This window comes from Algoriphagus oliviformis, assembly GCF_017254915.1.
Lineage (GTDB): Bacteria > Bacteroidota > Bacteroidia > Cytophagales > Cyclobacteriaceae > Algoriphagus > Algoriphagus oliviformis.
This window is the reverse complement of sequence record NZ_JAFKCT010000016.1, coordinates 40,655-56,661: the sequence shown is the minus strand read 5'-3', so window position 1 is coordinate 56,661 and position 16,007 is coordinate 40,655. Positions and strand designations below refer to the sequence as shown.

The following is a 16,007-nucleotide window of genomic DNA, read 5'->3' as shown; positions in this document are numbered from 1 at the left end:
TCCGAGTCAAAGTAGTAGAACATGAAAATGCCCCGCGTGAAGACGCGGGGCATTCGCTTTTATGACTTTGGTTTCCTATTCTCCGATGTTGTATTCGGGCTTCCAGCTTTTGATCTCGCCGGAGTAGAGCGACTCGTTGGCCAAGGCAACGGAGATGGCCGTTTTGCCGCCGGTGTTCACGTTGGACTCCGGTTGGGTAGCCTTGGTGAGGGACTCGTAGAAAGCCTCCAAGGCATAGATCGTCCCGTCTTTGGTGGGCTCTTCGGTGAGTTTGATGCCTTTTTTGTCGCTCGCCCAGATCAGGGGAGTGGCTCCGCTCACCCCGTCCACCACTTCCAGCTCTTCGCGGGTCTTGGGCTCGGGATAAAACATCCCCTCGTTGGTCAGCAGGTTGATCATGCCTTTCGAGCCCTTGATTTTGAAGGAATACCCTTCATGTTGGTTGGCGCAGGTAGCTCCGAAATTCCCAACCATGCCTTCTTCCTCGTAGCGTACGGTGAGCTGCACGTTGTCAAACGTCTCGCGGCCGTCCTTATAGACGTCGATCCCGCCGGTGCTGAAGAGTGTGCTCGGGCTGGTCTCAAATGCCCAGTGGATGAAGTCCATCTGGTGGGAAAGCAGCTCTGCAACCAGTCCGCCGGAGTAGTCCTTGTACATTCTCCAGTTGATCTTGCGCTCCAGCGCCGGATCGTGGACAGGTCGCCTCCAGTTCCAGTTGCGGTCCCAGCGGGCGTCGATGGAGGTGACCTTGCCCAGATAGCCTTTTTGGATGTAGTCTTTTACCTTAAAATACAGCGGGGAATAGCGGTACTGATGGCCGATCTGAACGATTTGCTTGGGATAGCGCTGGGCGATGTTGACCAAGTCCAAAGCCTGATCGACTTGGAAGGTCATGGTCTTTTCGAGGAAAAGATGCTTGCCCGCTTCCAGTACCGCCTTGCCGTGCTCGTAGTGGAGATACAGCGGGGTGGCGATGATGACCAAGTCCAGGCTTTTGTCCTCGAGGAGTTTTCGGTAGTCTTTGTAGAACACAATGGATTTGCCGGAGCTGGCCTTTTTGGCGTTTTCCAGTCGGAAGTCCAGTTCGTCGCAGATGCTGGTGACTTCAAACTTGTCCTCCAGCTTGGAGATGGTGCTGTAGATGCCCGATCCCCGGTCGCCAAAACCGATGATTCCCACTTTGAACTTTTGCTGGGCCGACTTCGCAATGCTCCACAGGCCCGAGCTTCCCAAAACTGCAGTCGCCAATCCGGCGGACTTGATAAACTGTCTTCTTTCCAAAATCTTAAATTTTTACCGAGTCGGCTAAAATAGCGAAATCGAGAATTGGGCTGTCCTGATTCGTCAAGGATTGGAAAAAGATCGCCGACAAACTACGCAAACGATTTCATGGAAAGGGGCGTTTTGCAGATTCCGGAATAGGGAACCTCAGACTTCTCCTGTCATTTTGCGTCGAGGATTCTGTGAGGCCAGCCAATAGCCTTACCTTTAGACTGAAGAAAATGGAATTTGCCATCGTCGATATAGAAACTACCGGAGGCTCCGCCGCCGGGGGAGGGATCACCGAGATCGCCGTGCTGATCCACGACGGGGTGGAGATCGTGCGCGAGTTTCAGACGCTGATCAATCCCGGACAAAGCATTCCCGCCTACATCACTGGGCTCACCGGTATTGACAATGCCATGGTGGCCGATGCGCCGACATTTCAGGAGATAGAGGAGGAGCTGTGGGGGCTTTTGGACGGCAGGGTCTTCGTCGCCCACTCGGTCAACTTTGACTATGGCTTTATCCGCGAGGCTTTTTTGAAGACGGGAAGGGAATTCAAATCCCAGAAGCTGTGCACCGTCAGGCTTTCCCGCAGGGCTTTTCCGGGCCTGCGCTCCTACAGTTTAGGGCGGCTTTGCGAAAGCCAAAAGATCCCCATCCTGGCTAGACACCGGGCTATGGGAGATGCCCGCGCCACGGCCATTCTTTTCGATCGGATTATCAAGGAAAGCCAGGACTTGGTCTTTTCTTCCCTGAAGCGAAATTCCGGCGAGACCTTCCTGCCTCCCAATTTTCCCCTATCCCGCTATCGGCAGATCCCCGAGTCCTGCGGCGTGTACTACATGCTCAATGCAAAGGGCAAAGTGGTCTACGTGGGCAAGGCGATCAATATCCGCGAGCGCTTCAAGGGGCATTTTTCCGGAAGGGTTTTGCCCCAGCTCAAGCAGCAGCTGAAAGCCGAAGTCTGCGACCTGCAGTGGAAGCTGACCGGATCGGAGGTCATGGCCCTGCTTGTGGAGACGCTGGAGATCAAGCGCCTGTGGCCGGCCTACAACTCGGCCTTGAAGCTGCCCAAGGCCCTTTGGGGACTGTTTCACTATCAAGACGGCTCAGGGTATTGCCGTTTTCAGCTGGCCAAAGTCTCCAAAAACCTCGTGCCGCTGGAGACCTTCTTTTCCTCCGAAGAGGCCACGCAGTTTCTCAAATCCGGCATCGAAGCCTATGGGCTTTGCCAAAAACTATGCGGCCTGAGAAAGGTCACCTGTCAGGTGGTGCAGGACGAAAGCTGCCGCGGTGCCTGCAATTCCACAGAAAAGCCTGACGCGTACAATGCCCGCGCGGAGGAGTTCCTTACACTGATCCACGAATCCAAGAAAGACCTGATGCTCGCGCTGCCGGGCAGGGAGGAGGGGGAAAAAGCCTATTGCTACTTTGAGGGCGGGATGCTCAGCCGCTACGCGTACCTGAAGGGCGGGGACTTTCCCAACGCCGAGGAGCTCGAGGTGGTGCCTCGGGTGCCGGAGACCTTCTACATACTCAGACAGTACATCCATCTGCTCGACCCGGAGCAAATCCGGGTTTTTTCTAGCACCTGAGTCTTAAAATTTCATTCCGCCAGCGTCCTTAGCTTAAGTCTCTATGGCCATTCGCCTTCGAGCAGGCTGTAGTAGATGGTGTCTCTTCGTCGGCCTTTGGTGAGCAGGGTGTGGCTTCGAAGCACGCCCTCTTCTACAGCGCCGAGCTTCAGCAAAGCCTTGCGGGCAGGCATGTTCAGGACGTCGGTTTTGATTTCCACGCGCTTGAGTTTCAAGGTGCCAAAGCAATAGTCCAGCATAAGCTTTTTCATGGCCTGGTTGATGCCGGTGCCTCGGAAGTCTTTTCCCAGCCAAGTCCAGCCGATCTCGATGCGCTCGTCCCTGGCGGAATAGTTGCCAAAAGCAGTGGCGCCCGCCACCTTCCCGCTCTCCTGGTCTATTACGGTGAACTGGAGGCGCTCTCCATCAAAATGGGGCTGGGCCCATTTGTCCATTTCCTTGGGAATGCTCAGGTCGTAGGTGAAGTAAACCCACATCTGGGGATCTGAGGTAAGGGGCTGAAGTAGTGGTAGATCCTCTCTTTTCATGGGGCGCAGGCAGACCCTGCCGTCCTGCAATACCAGATTTCTGTCCAAGCTCATCCCAATACCGATTTGATGGCTTGGTTGTAAAGGGTGATCTCCTCGATCGTGCCGGTAGAGATCCTGCACCAGTCATTCAGCGGAGGAAAAGGCCGGCCGATGATGAAGCCCATCTCTGCCATGGTTTTGCCCAGTTCGGAAATATCCCTTCCGGCTTGGAAAAAGACGAAGTTGGCGTGGGACTCGAGATAGGGAAGCTTCAGCTCGTCCAGGGTTTGGGTGATCATCGCTTTGGCTTCCGCGTTTTTCTGGAGGGAAAAACGGTAAAAGTCTTGGTCGGCAAGGGCGGCTTTCCCAGCCTCTATGGCCATGATGTTGGTGTTGGCGACGACACGGTCGCGGAGCTTTTGCGCCAGCTCGGGCCGGGCGATCAGGTATCCGATGCGGATCCCAGCCAGCCCATATACCTTGGACAGCGTGCGGGAGACCACCACGTCCTTCCCCTTCTTGACCAGCTCTACCATGCTGGGATAGTTGGGGACGGTGATGTAGTCATAGTAGGCCTCGTCGCTGAATACGACCGTTCGCCGGCTTACAGTTTCGCAGAAGTCCATCACCCGATCGGCAGGCAGGAGCTTTCCTGTGGGATTGTTGGGGTTGCAGAGGAAGACGAGGCCGGTCTCGTGACTGACCCGCTTTTCTATTTCCTCCAGGTCAAAATCCAGGTCTTTGTCGAGCGGAACCCAGTTGATCTCCGTGCCCCAGAGCTCGGCATATTCCATCATGGAGAGAAAGGTCGGCGCGCAGCTGATGATCTCGCGTCCTCGGCCAAAGGTAATCCCGGCTACCTTGAGTCCCTCCATGGAGCCAGCCACCAATACGATGTGGTCTTCGGGAACTCCCTCTTTTTCGGCGACCATTTTTGCCAAAGAGCCATTTTGGCTCCAGGGGTAGCGACAGCCGCTGTCAAAGGCCGCCGTCATTGCCCGGCGCATTGCCTCGGATGGGCCGTATGGATTTTCGTTGGACCCGAGCCGTATCGGGCCCGCCAAAGGCCTTGGATTGTATTTTCTGACCTCTTCCGCACTGAGAGACGAGGCGATTCCGCTGCCGCCCAGAAGTGCGAAGGCTCCTCCGAGGGAAGTGGTTTTGATCCAGTCTCTTCTTGATAGACCCTTCATTGTATATCTGTTTTGATTGTTAAAATACTAAGGTTTTGCCGAGTGTTTTAGAAATAATTCATTTTTGGAGATACTTTATTTAATAGAAGTTTGTGCTGTAATTGTATATGCAAAAAATGTTTTTATTCTGAAAATTGATTTTTTACGAAATAAATATTTAAATTATTCGAAGCACAATTAACCCTAAATCCAATATAACATGAAGAAGATTGTAATACTCTTGGTTTGTGGGTTGCTGTGGGCAGGAGTCCTCAACGCCCAGCAAACTCAGTATATGGTATTCGAATTCATCAAGGTGGAGAAAGACCATCTTTTTGACTACATCGAGTTCAAGGATCTGATGGAAAAAGTCTATCGACAGGCTCTCAACGACAAGCGCATCAAGGCTTGGGACTTCTGGTCCCTGCAAAATGGCGCCGACGAGGGCGATTTTCAATATATTATGGTGACCACCTACGACGACCCGGTCAAGATGATGAACGGACTAGACGACGAGTCCATGATGGAATACACCAAAATAGCCTATCCGCATCTCACGGGAAACCAGGTGGCGACGCTCTTTGAGCAGTCGCTGAGTATGCGGGATATGCCCATGCGCCTATACATGATGGAGATCGTATCCACCGACGACAGCTTTCAGTTTAAACCCGGGGCTTTGGCTTCCTTTGACCTCATGAAGGCCGTGGAGGGCAAATTCCAAGAGTACGAAAAAGCTGAGATCGAAGTATTCAGGCCCATCCACCAAAAGCGTATCGAACAGGGCCTGATGGGACATTGGAGCTTCCTGAGAACTGCCCTGCCACAAGGCTCAGAGGCCAAATCCACCCACCTGACCCTGAACATGTACAAGGATTACATGCAGTTTTTCAACGCGCAGGCCTATGAGGATCTGTCCCAAACAGCGGAGCAAAGAAAGGCCGTGAATGAAGGCCTGAACTCACGGGACCAAAAGTGGGTTTACTTGGCAACACTCGAAAATGTAGTTAGATGATAGTCCGGTTTGACTAGACGGTAAAGAGGCTCCTTTTGGGAGCCTCTTTTTTGTGTTGCCATCTTGTGATCCGGGCCATTTAGGCGCCGAGGATGGATTTGATTTTCGAGACTTCCTCGCCTGTGAATTGCGTGTTGGCCACCGCGGCTACGTTGTCGTCCAGCTGCTCCGCTTTGGACACCCCCACCAACACCGAGGTGATTCTTGGGTCTTTGAGTAGCCAGGCGATTGCCATCTGAGCGAGGGTTTGGCCTCTTTTGAGGGCAATTTCATTGAGCTGGCTGACCATTTCCAGTTTGGCTGGATCGAGCTTGCCGGGATTCAGGTAGCGTCCGTCTTTCGCCGCGCGGGAATCGGCGGGAATGCCTTTGAGGTACTTGTCGGTGAGCATGCCCTGCTCCAGTGGGGAGAAGGCAATGCTGCCCACGCCCTTTTCGCCCAAGACATCCAGGAGGCCATTTTCCACCCATCTGTCCAGCATGCTGTAGCGTGGCTGGTGGATGAGCAGGGGAGTGCCCAGGGATTTCAGGATCTGCTGGGCCTTGGCAGTGTCTTCCGCATTGTACTGGGAGATGCCGACGTAGAGGGCTTTTCCCTGTCTCACGAGCTGGTCCAGGGCGCCCATGGTTTCTTCCAGCGGTGTGTTTGGATCTGGGCGATGGTGGTAGAAGATGTCGACGTAGTCCAGCCCCATGCGCTTCAGGCTCTGGTCACAGCTGGCGATGAGGTATTTTCTGGAGCCAAAGTTGCCATACGGCCCCGGCCACATGTCCCATCCCGCTTTGGAGGAGATGAGCAGCTCGTCGCGGTGGGAGACAAAGTCTTTCTGGAAGATCCGGCCAAAGTTTTCCTCGGCAGAGCCATAGGGAGGGCCGTAGTTGTTGGCCAGGTCAAAGTGGCAAATCCCCAGGTCAAAGGCCCTTCTCAGTATTTTTCTGCCAAGGGTGAGGTCGGCGTTGTGGCCAAAGTTGTGCCAGAGGCCCAGACTGATCTCGGGAAGCTGGAGCCCACTCTTGCCGCAATAGCGGTACTTCATTTGGCTGTAGCGGTTCGGAGCGGCTTGGTAAGGTGGTAGGGGATTGTGGTCGTTGATCTGCATAGGTTATTCGGATTGGTGTAGATTTAGGCAAACCAAAATAAGGCAAGGATCGCGGATATCAAACCCAAGCCCAAAAGGAGCAGGAAGCTTTTCCAAACATAGGCTATCCAGCGGTCGTAGGCCACCCCCGCCGCGGCGATGACGGCCATCATGCCCCCATTGTTTGGGATGATGATATCCATCAGTCCGGCGGGATACTGGTAGGTGAGAACGGCCACCTGTCGGGAAAGACCGAGAAGGTCCAGCAGGGGAGCGGATAGCGGCATCGTCAGCACCGCCTGCCCCGAGGTACTGGGGACCAGGCCGTGGATCAGTCCTTGGCTCACAAAGATGCCGATCGTGGCCAGGGTGGAAGGCAGGACTTCGAGTGGCGAAAACAAGCCTTGGATCAGGGTGTCGATCACCTGTGCTTTTTCCAAAACCAAATAAACGCTACGCGCCAATCCGATGAGTATGCCTGCAAATATCATTTCGGAAAACCCCTGTGAATAGGCTCTTGCGGTGCCGTTTACGCCCATTTTGCCAATGAGCCCGCTGGCGATTCCGATGACGAAAAACAAGGCGGACATTTCATTGTACCCCCAGTCACGCTGGATGATACCCCAGGGCATGAGTACCATACCCACACCCGTGAGGAGCAGGATCAGGGCGTGGGGCCGTGAGATTTTTACTGGGGAAAACTCCGTCTTTTCGTCCAGGTTTTGCTTTGATTTTCCCAATCGGAGGTGGAAAAAAGTCCAGCTCACAAAGGCCAAGACCAGGAAGACCATGCGGTACGCAAAGCCCTGTCCAAAGTCCAACTCGGCGATCTGCTGGGCCAGCAGAGAGCCAAAAGGATTGATTGGGGAGAAGGCCGCTCCCACCAGCGAAGAACCGAGGGAGAGGGAAATAATCGCTCGCAGGTCGTAGTTGATTTTGCGCGAAAGCAACACCAAAATAGGCACCATCGCGATGATCTCCTCCTGCATGGCAAAGCTCACCCCACCCAAAAAGAACACTGCGCTGAAGACGACCAACAGGAGGGACTGGCTGCGGCGAAAGCGATAAACCAAGGCTTCGATGCCTACTTGCAGGGCCCCGGTCTTTTCGATGACATAAAAAGCCCCGCCGATCAGCAGGATCAGCACGATGATATCCGCGCCCAGGATGATGCCCTCCGGAACGGAGCCCAGTGCGTCATAGAGACTGATGCTGCGGTCTTCGGTAAGCTGGTAGCTGCCCGGCACCACGATCTCCCGCCCGGACTCTTCATCCAGCATGCGCTCGAAGCTTCCCGACGGGATGACAAACGTCGAGAGCGCGGCCAGGGCCAAGATGCCCAAGAGGATCACCATGGGGTGGGGAAAGGAGAGTTTCATTGGCTGTGGTCGGAGCTGAGTAGGGTGAGGATTTCGGAGGAAAGCAGCTTTCGAAAGTCCGCTTTGTCCTCCGCATTGGCGAGGAGGAAAAGGCCCAGCTCCAGCTCCGGGGAGTACGCCAAGATAGCGCTAAAGCCACCCTGCTCCCCAAAGTGGCCCAAGAAAACGCTCCCGTTGAGCGTGATTTTCTGGAACCCAGCCGGCAGGTCAGACTTGCCCTGAAGCCAGCCCAGTTCCTTGTCAAAGGCCCCCATATTTCCCCGGCAAAGATGGAGCAGGGCCTTGGACAGCTCCTCAGGGCTCACGAGCAGGCCGGAGGAGGGGGAAGGGTAGCGCTCTAGCTTCAGGTCCGTGGCCTGGAGCCTTTTCCAAAGAAAGGTACGCTTGTAGCCTTGCGCTGGGCCGAGGGGCCGTGCGGAAGGGAAATGACTTGTTTCCATACCGGCTGCCTTCAGCGTGCTTTCCCGGATCAGCTCTTCAAACGGCTTTTTTGCCTTGCTTTCCATGGCATAGCCCAGCAGGTCAAAATTGATGTCTGCGTACTGGTATCCCTTGTTGTCCAAGTCGGGAGTAGGCAGGTACTCAGGCAGAAGGTTGAGCTTGCGTTTTTCTTCCCCGAGCAGGAGATTTCTGATGCTTCGGGAGTCCGAGAGCCCGGAGGCATGCCTTAGCAGATCCCGCAGCGAGATTCCGTCAAACTCCCGGGGAAGTTGCTTGCCTCTTGGCAGGAGGGCATTGAGGGTGGTGTCGACGGGGAATCCGCTTTCCAGGCCTAGCTTTGCGAGGCCAAGGGCCGTAAAGAGCTTGGAAACGGATGCAACAGGAAGCTGGCTTTGCACCGAGAGGCTGTCTTTGGTTTCCAGATCCAGGTAGCCAAAGGCCTTGAGGTAGATGACTTTCTGGTCTTCCACCACGCCCACAGCCAGTCCGGGAATCAGCAGATCACCAAGAGCTCGGAGCAGGACCGAATCGATTTTTCCCTCCAAGGATTCTGGATGGACGACCGGGACTGGTCTGACCTTGGGATAGCTGCGCCACCATTCCCATCCCAAAAACAGCAGGAGCCAAAAAGCCAGACCCAAGATGGCGTATTTGATTTTCCAGTTCATGACTGGAGTAGAGGGGCTGTGGGAAAAGAAAAAGCAGAGGCCTTCGCCTCCATCATGGTAATCGCTGACTTCATGTTATTTGGGCCGAGGAAAAATGAAGGACTAGTCTAGCCGTCCTGTCAATCAGTTTCTTAAGGTAGAACAAAATATGAGTATCCGCAATGTTGCTTTTGACCCATTCCGCACAGAATTCCATTGCGGATACTCGTCCGCAGTCCATAGACAACCTTCCGCTGCCAGTGGAAATGCGCGCGGAAGATGATTCTATTTGGCTAGGTGCATGACTGCGAAGGTGCGGCAAACAAACATCCAAAAGCTCGAAAAAAAATTGAAAGGATTGGGTTCAAGACTTCCGGACAAGGCTCTTGTTTAGTGGCTCAAAAGCAGTTTTTCCAAGGTTTTCATGCCCAGGGTGGCCTTTTCTTGGATCACTACCACCTCCCTGTCCAGCCGAAAGTCAGGGACTTGTGGGTCGATGAGGAATTTTTTGGCGCTTTTTGGGACATAGTCGATCAGGCTCGCCGCCGGGTAGACCTGCATGGAGGTGCCCAATACCAAGAAGATGTCGGCCTTTTCGGCCAGCTTCATCGCAGGTAGCATCATCGGCACCGCCTCGCCAAACCAAACGATGAAAGGCCGGAGTTGGCTGCCTTTTTCACATTTGTCACCAGGCTTGATTTCCCAGTGATCGAGCGTATAGACCAGCCTGGGGTCGACGGAACTCTGGGCTTTGGAGAGCTCGCCGTGGAGGTGGATCACCTGGGTGGAGCCCGCTCGTTCGTGGAGGTCGTCGACGTTTTGGGTGATGATCTGCACGTCATAGTGCTCCTCCAGCCTGGCCAAGGCGAGATGGGCCTCGTTGGGCTGGCAGTCTCTGGCCTGCCGGCGGCGCTGGTTGTAAAAATCGAGGACCAGATCCCGGTTTTTTCTCCAGCCCTCGGGCGAGGCGACTTCCGTGATATCGTGGTTTTCCCAAAGGCCATTGCTGTCCCTAAACGTCCGGATGCCGCTTTCGGCCGAGACTCCGGCGCCGGAGAGCACTACCAGTTTTTGCTTCATGGTGGGCAGAAAAAACAAACCCGAAGCTTGGGGCCTCGGGTGTGGTCGGATTAGGTAGAAAGAATGTTGGCGACTCTGAGGTCTTCCTCATCCACGATCTTGTCATCGACGATGGCCTTGACGATGGGGGTGAAGACGACCTTATTGTTGATCATCCCTGCCATCACATCGTACTTGCCCTGCATGAGTCCTTCGACGGCGGCTACTCCCAGTTTGGAAGCGAGCAGGCGGTCAAAGGACGAGGGAGCCCCGCCCCGCTGCAGGTGGCCGAGGATGGTCACCTTGATGTCATAGTAGGGGAGGAATTTTTTCACCTTGTCGGCAATCTCCTGGGCAGAGCCACTTTTGCCGCCTTCGGCTACGATGACGATGTTGGAAGCCTTCATCGCTTTGGATCTGGACTTGAGTTTTTCGACCAGATTCTCGATAGGAGTCTTGTTTTCTGGAATCAGGATCGCCGCCGCGGCGCTTCCTATGCCCGCGTTGATGGCGATGAAGCCTGCGTCTCGGCCCATCACTTCCACAAAGAACAGACGGTCGTGGGAAGTGGCCGTATCACGGATTTTGTCGATGGCGTCGATGGCCGTGTTGCAGGCGGTGTCAAAGCCGATCGTCGAGTCAGTACCGGAGAGGTCATTGTCTATCGTGCCGGGAAGGCCGATGGACGGAATGCCATACTCCTGGAAAAACAGATGGGCCCCGGTCAGGGATCCGTCCCCGCCGATCACCACGAGCGCATCGATGCCGTGGGATTGGAGGTTTTCGTAGGCTTTTTTGCGCCCTTCCGGCGTGCGGAATTCTTCGCTTCGCGCTGACTTGAGAAAGGTGCCTCCCCGCTCCAAAACGTGGGTGATGTTTTTGGAGTCGAGTTTTTTGATGTCATTTTGGATCATGCCCTCGTAGCCGCGGTAGATCCCGTACATGTCCAGGTTGTAGTAGAAACCGGCTCTGACCGCTGCGCGAATGGCGGCGTTCATTCCCGGCGCGTCTCCACCGGAGGTGAGTACACCGATTTTTTTGATGGTTTTGGCTTCCATTTTTAAGATTGTGTTAAGGCTTTAAACATGAGTGCCGCGGAGGCGGGGTTGGTGGCCAAAGGGATATTGTGTACGTCACATATCCGCATCAGCATCTGTACATCCGGCTCGTGGGGATGCTTGTCCAGAGGATCTCGGAAGAAGATCACGGCGGCGAGCTTTTTTTCGGCTGCCAAAGCAGCGATCTGCGCATCGCCACCCAGTGGACCGGAAAGCAGGCGCTCCACCTCAAATCCCGATCTCTCGATATGGGAGCCGGTGGTGCCGGTGGCAACCAGCTCGATATCAGTCCGATGGAGGGCTTCCCGGAATCCGGTTAAAAAGTGTACCATGTCGGCTTTTTTTCCGTCATGGGCGATCAGGGCGATTTTCATGAACAGGTGATAATAGGTTTAGGTCAAAGTTAGGAAAATTTCGCGTTTCAGGTCTCAGACCTTGACTTTATAGTGCTGCCTCCCACAGGTGAGGCAGGTTTAGTGTTTCGTTTTCCCTTCCAACATTAACAAAAAGGCATATTCCAAGGCCAGTTCCTTCAGCGCATTGAACCTCCCCGAGGCGCCGCCGTGCCCAGCCTCCATATTGGTCTCCAGCAGGAGGAGGTTTTGGTCGGTCTTGAGCTCGCGGAGTTTGGCGACCCACTTGGTCGGCTCCCAATACTGGACTTGGGAGTCGTGGAGCCCGGAGGTTACCAGCAGGTTGGGGTAGGCCTTGGCCTCCACGTTGTCGTAAGGGGAGTAGGAGAGCATGTAGTCGTAGTATTCCTTGTCCTTGGGATTGCCCCACTCCTGAAACTCGCCCGTGGTCAGTGGAATGCTTTCGTCCAGCATGGTCGTCACCACATCCACAAAGGGGACGTTGGCGATGGCACCCTTGAAAAGCTCCGGCCGCATGTTGATCACCGCGCCGACCAGCAGGCCTCCCGCACTTCCTCCCATGGCGTGGAGGTGGTCGGCGGAGGTGTAGTTTTCTCCGATAAGATGGGTGGCGCAGGCGATGAAGTCGGTAAACGTGTTGCGCTTGTGTAGCATCTTGCCCTGCTCGTACCAGTGCCTGCCGAGATCTTCCCCCCCACGGATATGGGCTATTGCAAAGATAACCCCCCGATCCAGCAGACTGAGGCGGTTACTGGAGAAGTAAGCATCCATGCTGTAGCCATAGGAGCCGTAGGCATAGAGGAGAAGGGGGCTTTTTCCGTCTTTGGAAAAGAGGGATTTCTTATAGACGAGAGAAATGGGGACGAGCGTGCCGTCGGCTGCTGTTGCCCAGATGCGCTCCGAGTGGTAGAGGTTTTGGTCATAGCCTCCTACCACTTCCTGCTGTTTGAGCAATGTTTTTTCTCCCGAAATCATGTGGTAGTCAAAGACCGAGCTGGGAGTCACCAGGGAGTTGTATCCAAAGCGCAGCAGGTCGGTGTCAAACTCGGGATTGGTGCTGATCCAGGCGGTGTAGGTTTCGTCGTCAAACTGGAGCGCAAAACCCCGCCCTTCCCAAGGCTGAACCTGGATTTGCGTGAGGCCATTGGAGCGCTCCTGAGTGACCAGGTAGCGGGAGAAGAGGTCAAAATCCTCCAGCAATACTTCCGGCCGGTGCGGGATCACGTCCACCCAGTTTTCCTTTGAGGGAGCCGCGATAGGGGCTTTGACCAGCTTGAAGTTTTGCGCGTCGGCGTTGGTCCTGATCCAAAAGTGGTCTTTGTAGTGGTCGGCGGCGTATTCCAAGAAAGGAACTCTCTCCTGTAGCATCCGAAACTCCCCATCCGGCTTGTCGGCTTCCAGAAAACGCATCTCGGAGGAAATGGTGCTTTCGGAGTGGATGAAGAGGTATTGTTCCGTTTTGGACTTGTGCATGACGCAGGAGAATTCCTCGTCTTTTTCCTCAAAGACCAGCTCGTCCAGCTGGCTGTCCGTTCCGAGCCGATGCTTGTAGATTCTGTGGGAGCGCAGCGTGTCGGGGTCCTGCTTGGAGTAGAAAAGCGTCTGGTTGTCGGCCGCCCACACAAAGTTGCCCGTCACCTCCGGGATGGGCTCCAGGTAGATCTCCCCTGTTTCCAGGTTTTTAAACCAGATGGTATAGATCCTTCTCCCCACCTCGTCGGCGGCGAAGGCCAGGATGTTTTGGTCGGGAGTGGTGGCGGTACCCCCGACTTGGTAGAAGGGCTTGTCTTTGGCTAGTTCGTTGACATCCAGGATGATTTCTTCCTGTCCGTCGAGCGAATCCTTTTTTCGGCAATAGATGGGGTACTCCCCACCTTTTTGGTAGCGCACATACCAATAATAGCCTGACTTGAAGTAGGGGACGGTCTGGTCGTCCTCCTTGATTCGCCCTTTCATCTCCTCAAAAAGCTCCTTTTGGAAGTCCTCCGTAGGCTTCATAACCGACTTGGTATAGGCGTTTTCCGCCTCCAGATAGGAGATGACCTCCGGGTTTTCCCGCTCGTTCATCCAGTAGTACTTGTCGGTTCTTTGGTGGCCGTGGGTTTCTAAAAGCAGGGGTTTTTGTGGAGCTACGGGTGCTTTCATGCAGGGTGATTTTGTTGCATGATTATCCGCAATCTTACCAGTAAGCGAATTTACTTCTTCACCCGGCCTGCCTGAGCAGACAGGCTGGAAGACCCCGACACGTCGGGCAGGCGATGACCGAAGACCGAAGTAGGGCAAAGCCCCAATTTTAGCATTCCTTCAGATTGTCACTTTGCCTACTGGCATAAAAACGGATAATCAGATTTTGTTGCAAGGTTAATCAAAAATCAATGGGCATGGTTCAAAGTTTTCCATTCCATCGCGGATTTTTGTCTTTACCATCATGAAATTTGAAGGGGCTGTTGCACATGAGCGTAATTTTCAGAATATTGATCTATACTTCAACCAACCTTATACTTTATGGGATTATTGAAAGAGTTTAAAGAGTTTGCCGTCAAAGGCAATGTCATAGACCTTGCTGTCGGTGTGATCATCGGCGGTGCCTTTGGGAAGATCGTGTCGTCTTTTGTCAACGACGTGGTCATGCCTCCGATTGGCCTGCTGGTAGGAGGAGTGGATTTCAAAGATCTGCAACTGGTGCTCAAAGAGGAGACCGTCGATGCCGCCGGAGAAGCGGTCGCCGCCGTGACGCTCAACTATGGGATGTTTATCCAAAATGTCGTTGACTTCATCATCATCGCATTTGTGATTTTCTTGGCGATCAAAGGGATCAACCGGATGAACAGGAAGAAAGAGGCAGAAGCTGCGCCGCCGCCACCGCCTCCGGGGCCTACTCCTACCGAGAAGCTGCTCGAGGAGATCAGAGACCTGCTGAAAAAACAATAACAAAAAGGCCCCGAAAGTGATTTCGGGGCCTTTTTGCTGCTCCAGCTTAGCCCCAGAGAGAGCTAAAGCCAAATAAAATGGACCTTCCTAGCTTGGGCCTACTTCCGTTCGTCCCGGCTACGCTGATAGAGATGCCGGTTGAAGTCGCGGGCTATATTGTTGAGCATCAGGATTTGCTTGGAGCTGAGTACTTTGGAAGCCGCACCCACGAAGTTTTGCTCTTGCTTGAGCAGCTCGCCTTGGAGCTGTAGGCGTTTTTGGATTCTGGATTTGGCCTCTTCCTCGCTGATGTTTTCGAGGTCTTTGCCCAAGGCGGACATTTGGCGCATGGTGTTTTCGCGAGAGTCGCTAAACTCGTTGAAGATGGGCCAGAATTTTTCCGCCTGCTCAGGCTTGAGGTCGATCCGTGTGGTGATGAAGGCGATTCTTGCTGCTTCCAGTTTCTCCCGGTCCACGGGTGGCCTTTGCGCCAGCGCATTCCAAACGAGGCCAAGGAAGAGTACGATAGATAGAGGGAGGTATTTTTTCATAGGATTAAAACCAAGTTAGTTCGTTTTCCAGCCAGACATCATCGGACACGGGCATTTCCTCGGCGATGATCTGGTCCAGCAGGGCATTGGGGTCATCGGACAGCGTGAGGACGTCCTCGGCCGTCCAGACCTGGCTGTCGATATACAGCTGCGCTTCCTCGTCCAGGCTCAGGAGCTGCGGCTCCGGGCTAAACCATCCCAGCTGCCAGGCAAGTCCCAATCCGATCAGGACTGCGGCCGCGGCGGCGTAGGGGACGGGAAAGGAAAACTTCCGCCCCTTTTCCCTGGTCAGGATTTGGTCGGGAAGGCGTTCGAAGTAGCCCTCAGGCGCCTGGAAATCTTTGAGTTTCGGCAGTTGATTCATCGTGAGTTAGACTTGGGTACAAGGATAAAGTTTACTCTGAAAGCACATATTGTTCTACTTTTTTGACCGCGTGGTGATAGCTCGCCTTGAGCGCACCCACGCTGGTGCCCGTGATCTCGGCCATTTGTTCGTAGGTCAGTTCCTCCTGGTATTTGAGATGAAAGACCAGTCGTTGCTTCTCGGGAAGCTTGAGCAATGCCTTTTGGAGGCGGAGCTGAATGTCGTCTCCGTTGAGCCCGCCCTGCTGATCGAGGTAGGATTCCATCTTTTCCTGATGGTCGTCTAGGGAGAGGAAAAAGCGCTTTTTCTTTTTCTCCAAGAAACTCAGGGACTCATTGGTCGCAATCCGGTAAAGCCAGGTAAAGAGGGAGGAGTTCCCTTCAAACTTGTCCAGGTTGCGGTAAGCTTTGATGAAGGTGTTTTGGGTCAGGTCATCGGCATCCTCGTGGATGAGGACCATCCGGCGGATGACGTGGTAGACTTTCCGCTGATAGGTTTCGATCAATTGCCTGAAGCCCACCTCCCGGGTAAACGGAGAGCGGATCTGCTCCAGTATTTGTTGATCGGTTTGGTTCATTCTCGGGTCATTAGA

General features: G+C 54.2%; 16 protein-coding genes. 3 read left to right on the top strand and 13 right to left on the bottom strand.

Going from position 1 to position 16,007, the window contains the following annotated elements:
• Window positions 1-75: 75 nt before the first annotated feature.
• Complete coding sequence (locus tag J0A68_RS21870; protein ID WP_206580391.1) at window positions 76-1,281, bottom strand: Gfo/Idh/MocA family protein; 1,206 nt, start codon at window positions 1,279-1,281, stop codon at window positions 76-78.
• Between the two features lie 221 nt (window positions 1,282-1,502).
• Between J0A68_RS21870 and J0A68_RS21865 the strand changes: the two genes are divergently transcribed.
• A complete protein-coding gene (locus J0A68_RS21865; protein ID WP_206580390.1) occupies window positions 1,503-2,861 on the top strand; it encodes an exonuclease domain-containing protein in 1,359 nt (452 codons plus the stop codon).
• A gap of 41 nt (window positions 2,862-2,902) precedes the next feature.
• Here the strand turns inward: J0A68_RS21865 and J0A68_RS21860 are convergent, their stop codons facing one another.
• Both J0A68_RS21860 and J0A68_RS21855 read right to left on the bottom strand, forming a co-directional pair.
• Window positions 2,903-3,442 carry a GNAT family N-acetyltransferase gene (locus J0A68_RS21860; protein WP_206580389.1) on the bottom strand — a complete coding sequence of 180 codons (540 nt, stop codon included), beginning with the start codon at window positions 3,440-3,442 and terminating at the stop codon, window positions 2,903-2,905.
• Window positions 3,439-4,563, bottom strand: a complete 1,125-nt coding sequence (locus J0A68_RS21855) for a pyridoxal phosphate-dependent aminotransferase (protein ID WP_206580388.1) — start codon at window positions 4,561-4,563, stop codon at window positions 3,439-3,441. The genes J0A68_RS21860 and J0A68_RS21855 overlap by 4 nt, the downstream gene beginning before the upstream one ends.
• A 199-nt stretch (window positions 4,564-4,762) precedes the next feature.
• Between J0A68_RS21855 and J0A68_RS21850 the strand changes: the two genes are divergently transcribed.
• The gene (locus J0A68_RS21850; RefSeq protein WP_206580387.1) at window positions 4,763-5,554 is read left to right on the top strand and encodes a hypothetical protein; all 792 of its coding nucleotides are present in this window, start codon (window positions 4,763-4,765) and stop codon (window positions 5,552-5,554) included.
• Window positions 5,555-5,633: 79 nt separating this feature from the next.
• Here J0A68_RS21850 and mgrA read toward each other — a convergent pair whose 3' ends face one another.
• From mgrA to J0A68_RS21815, 7 genes are all read right to left on the bottom strand, one after another.
• Window positions 5,634-6,653 (bottom strand): L-glyceraldehyde 3-phosphate reductase, encoded by a 1,020-nt coding sequence (mgrA, locus tag J0A68_RS21845; RefSeq protein WP_206580386.1) that lies wholly within the window; start codon window positions 6,651-6,653, stop codon window positions 5,634-5,636.
• Window positions 6,654-6,676: 23 nt separating this feature from the next.
• Window positions 6,677-8,011: a YfcC family protein gene (locus J0A68_RS21840; RefSeq protein ID WP_206580385.1), complete on the bottom strand. Its 1,335-nt coding sequence runs from the start codon at window positions 8,009-8,011 to the stop codon at window positions 6,677-6,679.
• Window positions 8,008-9,120: a serine hydrolase domain-containing protein gene (locus J0A68_RS21835; protein WP_206580384.1), complete on the bottom strand. Its 1,113-nt coding sequence runs from the start codon at window positions 9,118-9,120 to the stop codon at window positions 8,008-8,010. Before J0A68_RS21835 ends, J0A68_RS21840 begins: the two co-directional genes overlap by 4 nt.
• A gap of 369 nt (window positions 9,121-9,489) precedes the next feature.
• A complete protein-coding gene (locus J0A68_RS21830; RefSeq protein ID WP_206580383.1) occupies window positions 9,490-10,179 on the bottom strand; it encodes an SIR2 family NAD-dependent protein deacylase in 690 nt (229 codons plus the stop codon).
• Window positions 10,180-10,229: 50 nt separating this feature from the next.
• Window positions 10,230-11,216 (bottom strand): 6-phosphofructokinase, encoded by a 987-nt coding sequence (gene pfkA / locus J0A68_RS21825; RefSeq protein WP_206580382.1) that lies wholly within the window; start codon window positions 11,214-11,216, stop codon window positions 10,230-10,232.
• A 2-nt stretch (window positions 11,217-11,218) separates the two neighbouring features.
• A complete protein-coding gene (locus J0A68_RS21820; protein ID WP_206580381.1) occupies window positions 11,219-11,590 on the bottom strand; it encodes a methylglyoxal synthase in 372 nt (123 codons plus the stop codon).
• Between the two features lie 99 nt (window positions 11,591-11,689).
• Window positions 11,690-13,735, bottom strand: coding sequence for a S9 family peptidase (locus J0A68_RS21815; RefSeq protein WP_206580380.1), 2,046 nt, complete (start codon window positions 13,733-13,735; stop codon window positions 11,690-11,692).
• Between the two features lie 360 nt (window positions 13,736-14,095).
• Here J0A68_RS21815 and mscL point away from each other — a divergent pair, with 360 nt between their 5' ends.
• On the top strand, window positions 14,096-14,521 hold the full coding sequence (mscL, locus tag J0A68_RS21810) for a large-conductance mechanosensitive channel protein MscL (protein ID WP_206580379.1): 426 nt from the start codon (window positions 14,096-14,098) through the stop codon (window positions 14,519-14,521).
• A gap of 98 nt (window positions 14,522-14,619) precedes the next feature.
• Here mscL and J0A68_RS21805 read toward each other — a convergent pair whose 3' ends face one another.
• The 3 genes from J0A68_RS21805 to J0A68_RS21795 are packed head-to-tail and all read right to left on the bottom strand — an operon-like array spanning window position 14,620 to window position 15,992.
• Window positions 14,620-15,051, bottom strand: a complete 432-nt coding sequence (locus J0A68_RS21805; RefSeq protein WP_206580378.1) for a hypothetical protein — start codon at window positions 15,049-15,051, stop codon at window positions 14,620-14,622.
• Window positions 15,052-15,055: 4 nt separating this feature from the next.
• Entirely contained in the window at window positions 15,056-15,415 is a 360-nt protein-coding gene (locus J0A68_RS21800) for a hypothetical protein (RefSeq protein ID WP_206580377.1), read from the bottom strand.
• Between the two features lie 31 nt (window positions 15,416-15,446).
• Window positions 15,447-15,992 (bottom strand): RNA polymerase sigma factor, encoded by a 546-nt coding sequence (locus J0A68_RS21795; protein ID WP_206580376.1) that lies wholly within the window; start codon window positions 15,990-15,992, stop codon window positions 15,447-15,449.
• Window positions 15,993-16,007: the final 15 nt, after the last annotated feature.

Coding starts and splice junctions, on each gene's coding strand:
- J0A68_RS21820 (WP_206580381.1), bottom strand. CDS start 11,590: ATGAAAATCGCCCTGATCGCCCATGACGGAAAAAAAGCCGACATGGTA.
- J0A68_RS21835 (WP_206580384.1), bottom strand. CDS start 9,120: ATGAACTGGAAAATCAAATACGCCATCTTGGGTCTGGCTTTTTGGCTC.
- mscL (WP_206580379.1), top strand. CDS start 14,096: ATGGGATTATTGAAAGAGTTTAAAGAGTTTGCCGTCAAAGGCAATGTC.
- J0A68_RS21840 (WP_206580385.1), bottom strand. CDS start 8,011: ATGAAACTCTCCTTTCCCCACCCCATGGTGATCCTCTTGGGCATCTTG.
- J0A68_RS21800 (WP_206580377.1), bottom strand. CDS start 15,415: ATGAATCAACTGCCGAAACTCAAAGATTTCCAGGCGCCTGAGGGCTAC.
- mgrA (WP_206580386.1), bottom strand. CDS start 6,653: ATGCAGATCAACGACCACAATCCCCTACCACCTTACCAAGCCGCTCCG.
- pfkA (WP_206580382.1), bottom strand. CDS start 11,216: ATGGAAGCCAAAACCATCAAAAAAATCGGTGTACTCACCTCCGGTGGA.
- J0A68_RS21830 (WP_206580383.1), bottom strand. CDS start 10,179: ATGAAGCAAAAACTGGTAGTGCTCTCCGGCGCCGGAGTCTCGGCCGAA.
- J0A68_RS21805 (WP_206580378.1), bottom strand. CDS start 15,051: ATGAAAAAATACCTCCCTCTATCTATCGTACTCTTCCTTGGCCTCGTT.
- J0A68_RS21865 (WP_206580390.1), top strand. CDS start 1,503: ATGGAATTTGCCATCGTCGATATAGAAACTACCGGAGGCTCCGCCGCC.
- J0A68_RS21855 (WP_206580388.1), bottom strand. CDS start 4,563: ATGAAGGGTCTATCAAGAAGAGACTGGATCAAAACCACTTCCCTCGGA.
- J0A68_RS21795 (WP_206580376.1), bottom strand. CDS start 15,992: ATGAACCAAACCGATCAACAAATACTGGAGCAGATCCGCTCTCCGTTT.
- J0A68_RS21860 (WP_206580389.1), bottom strand. CDS start 3,442: ATGAGCTTGGACAGAAATCTGGTATTGCAGGACGGCAGGGTCTGCCTG.
- J0A68_RS21815 (WP_206580380.1), bottom strand. CDS start 13,735: ATGAAAGCACCCGTAGCTCCACAAAAACCCCTGCTTTTAGAAACCCAC.
- J0A68_RS21850 (WP_206580387.1), top strand. CDS start 4,763: ATGAAGAAGATTGTAATACTCTTGGTTTGTGGGTTGCTGTGGGCAGGA.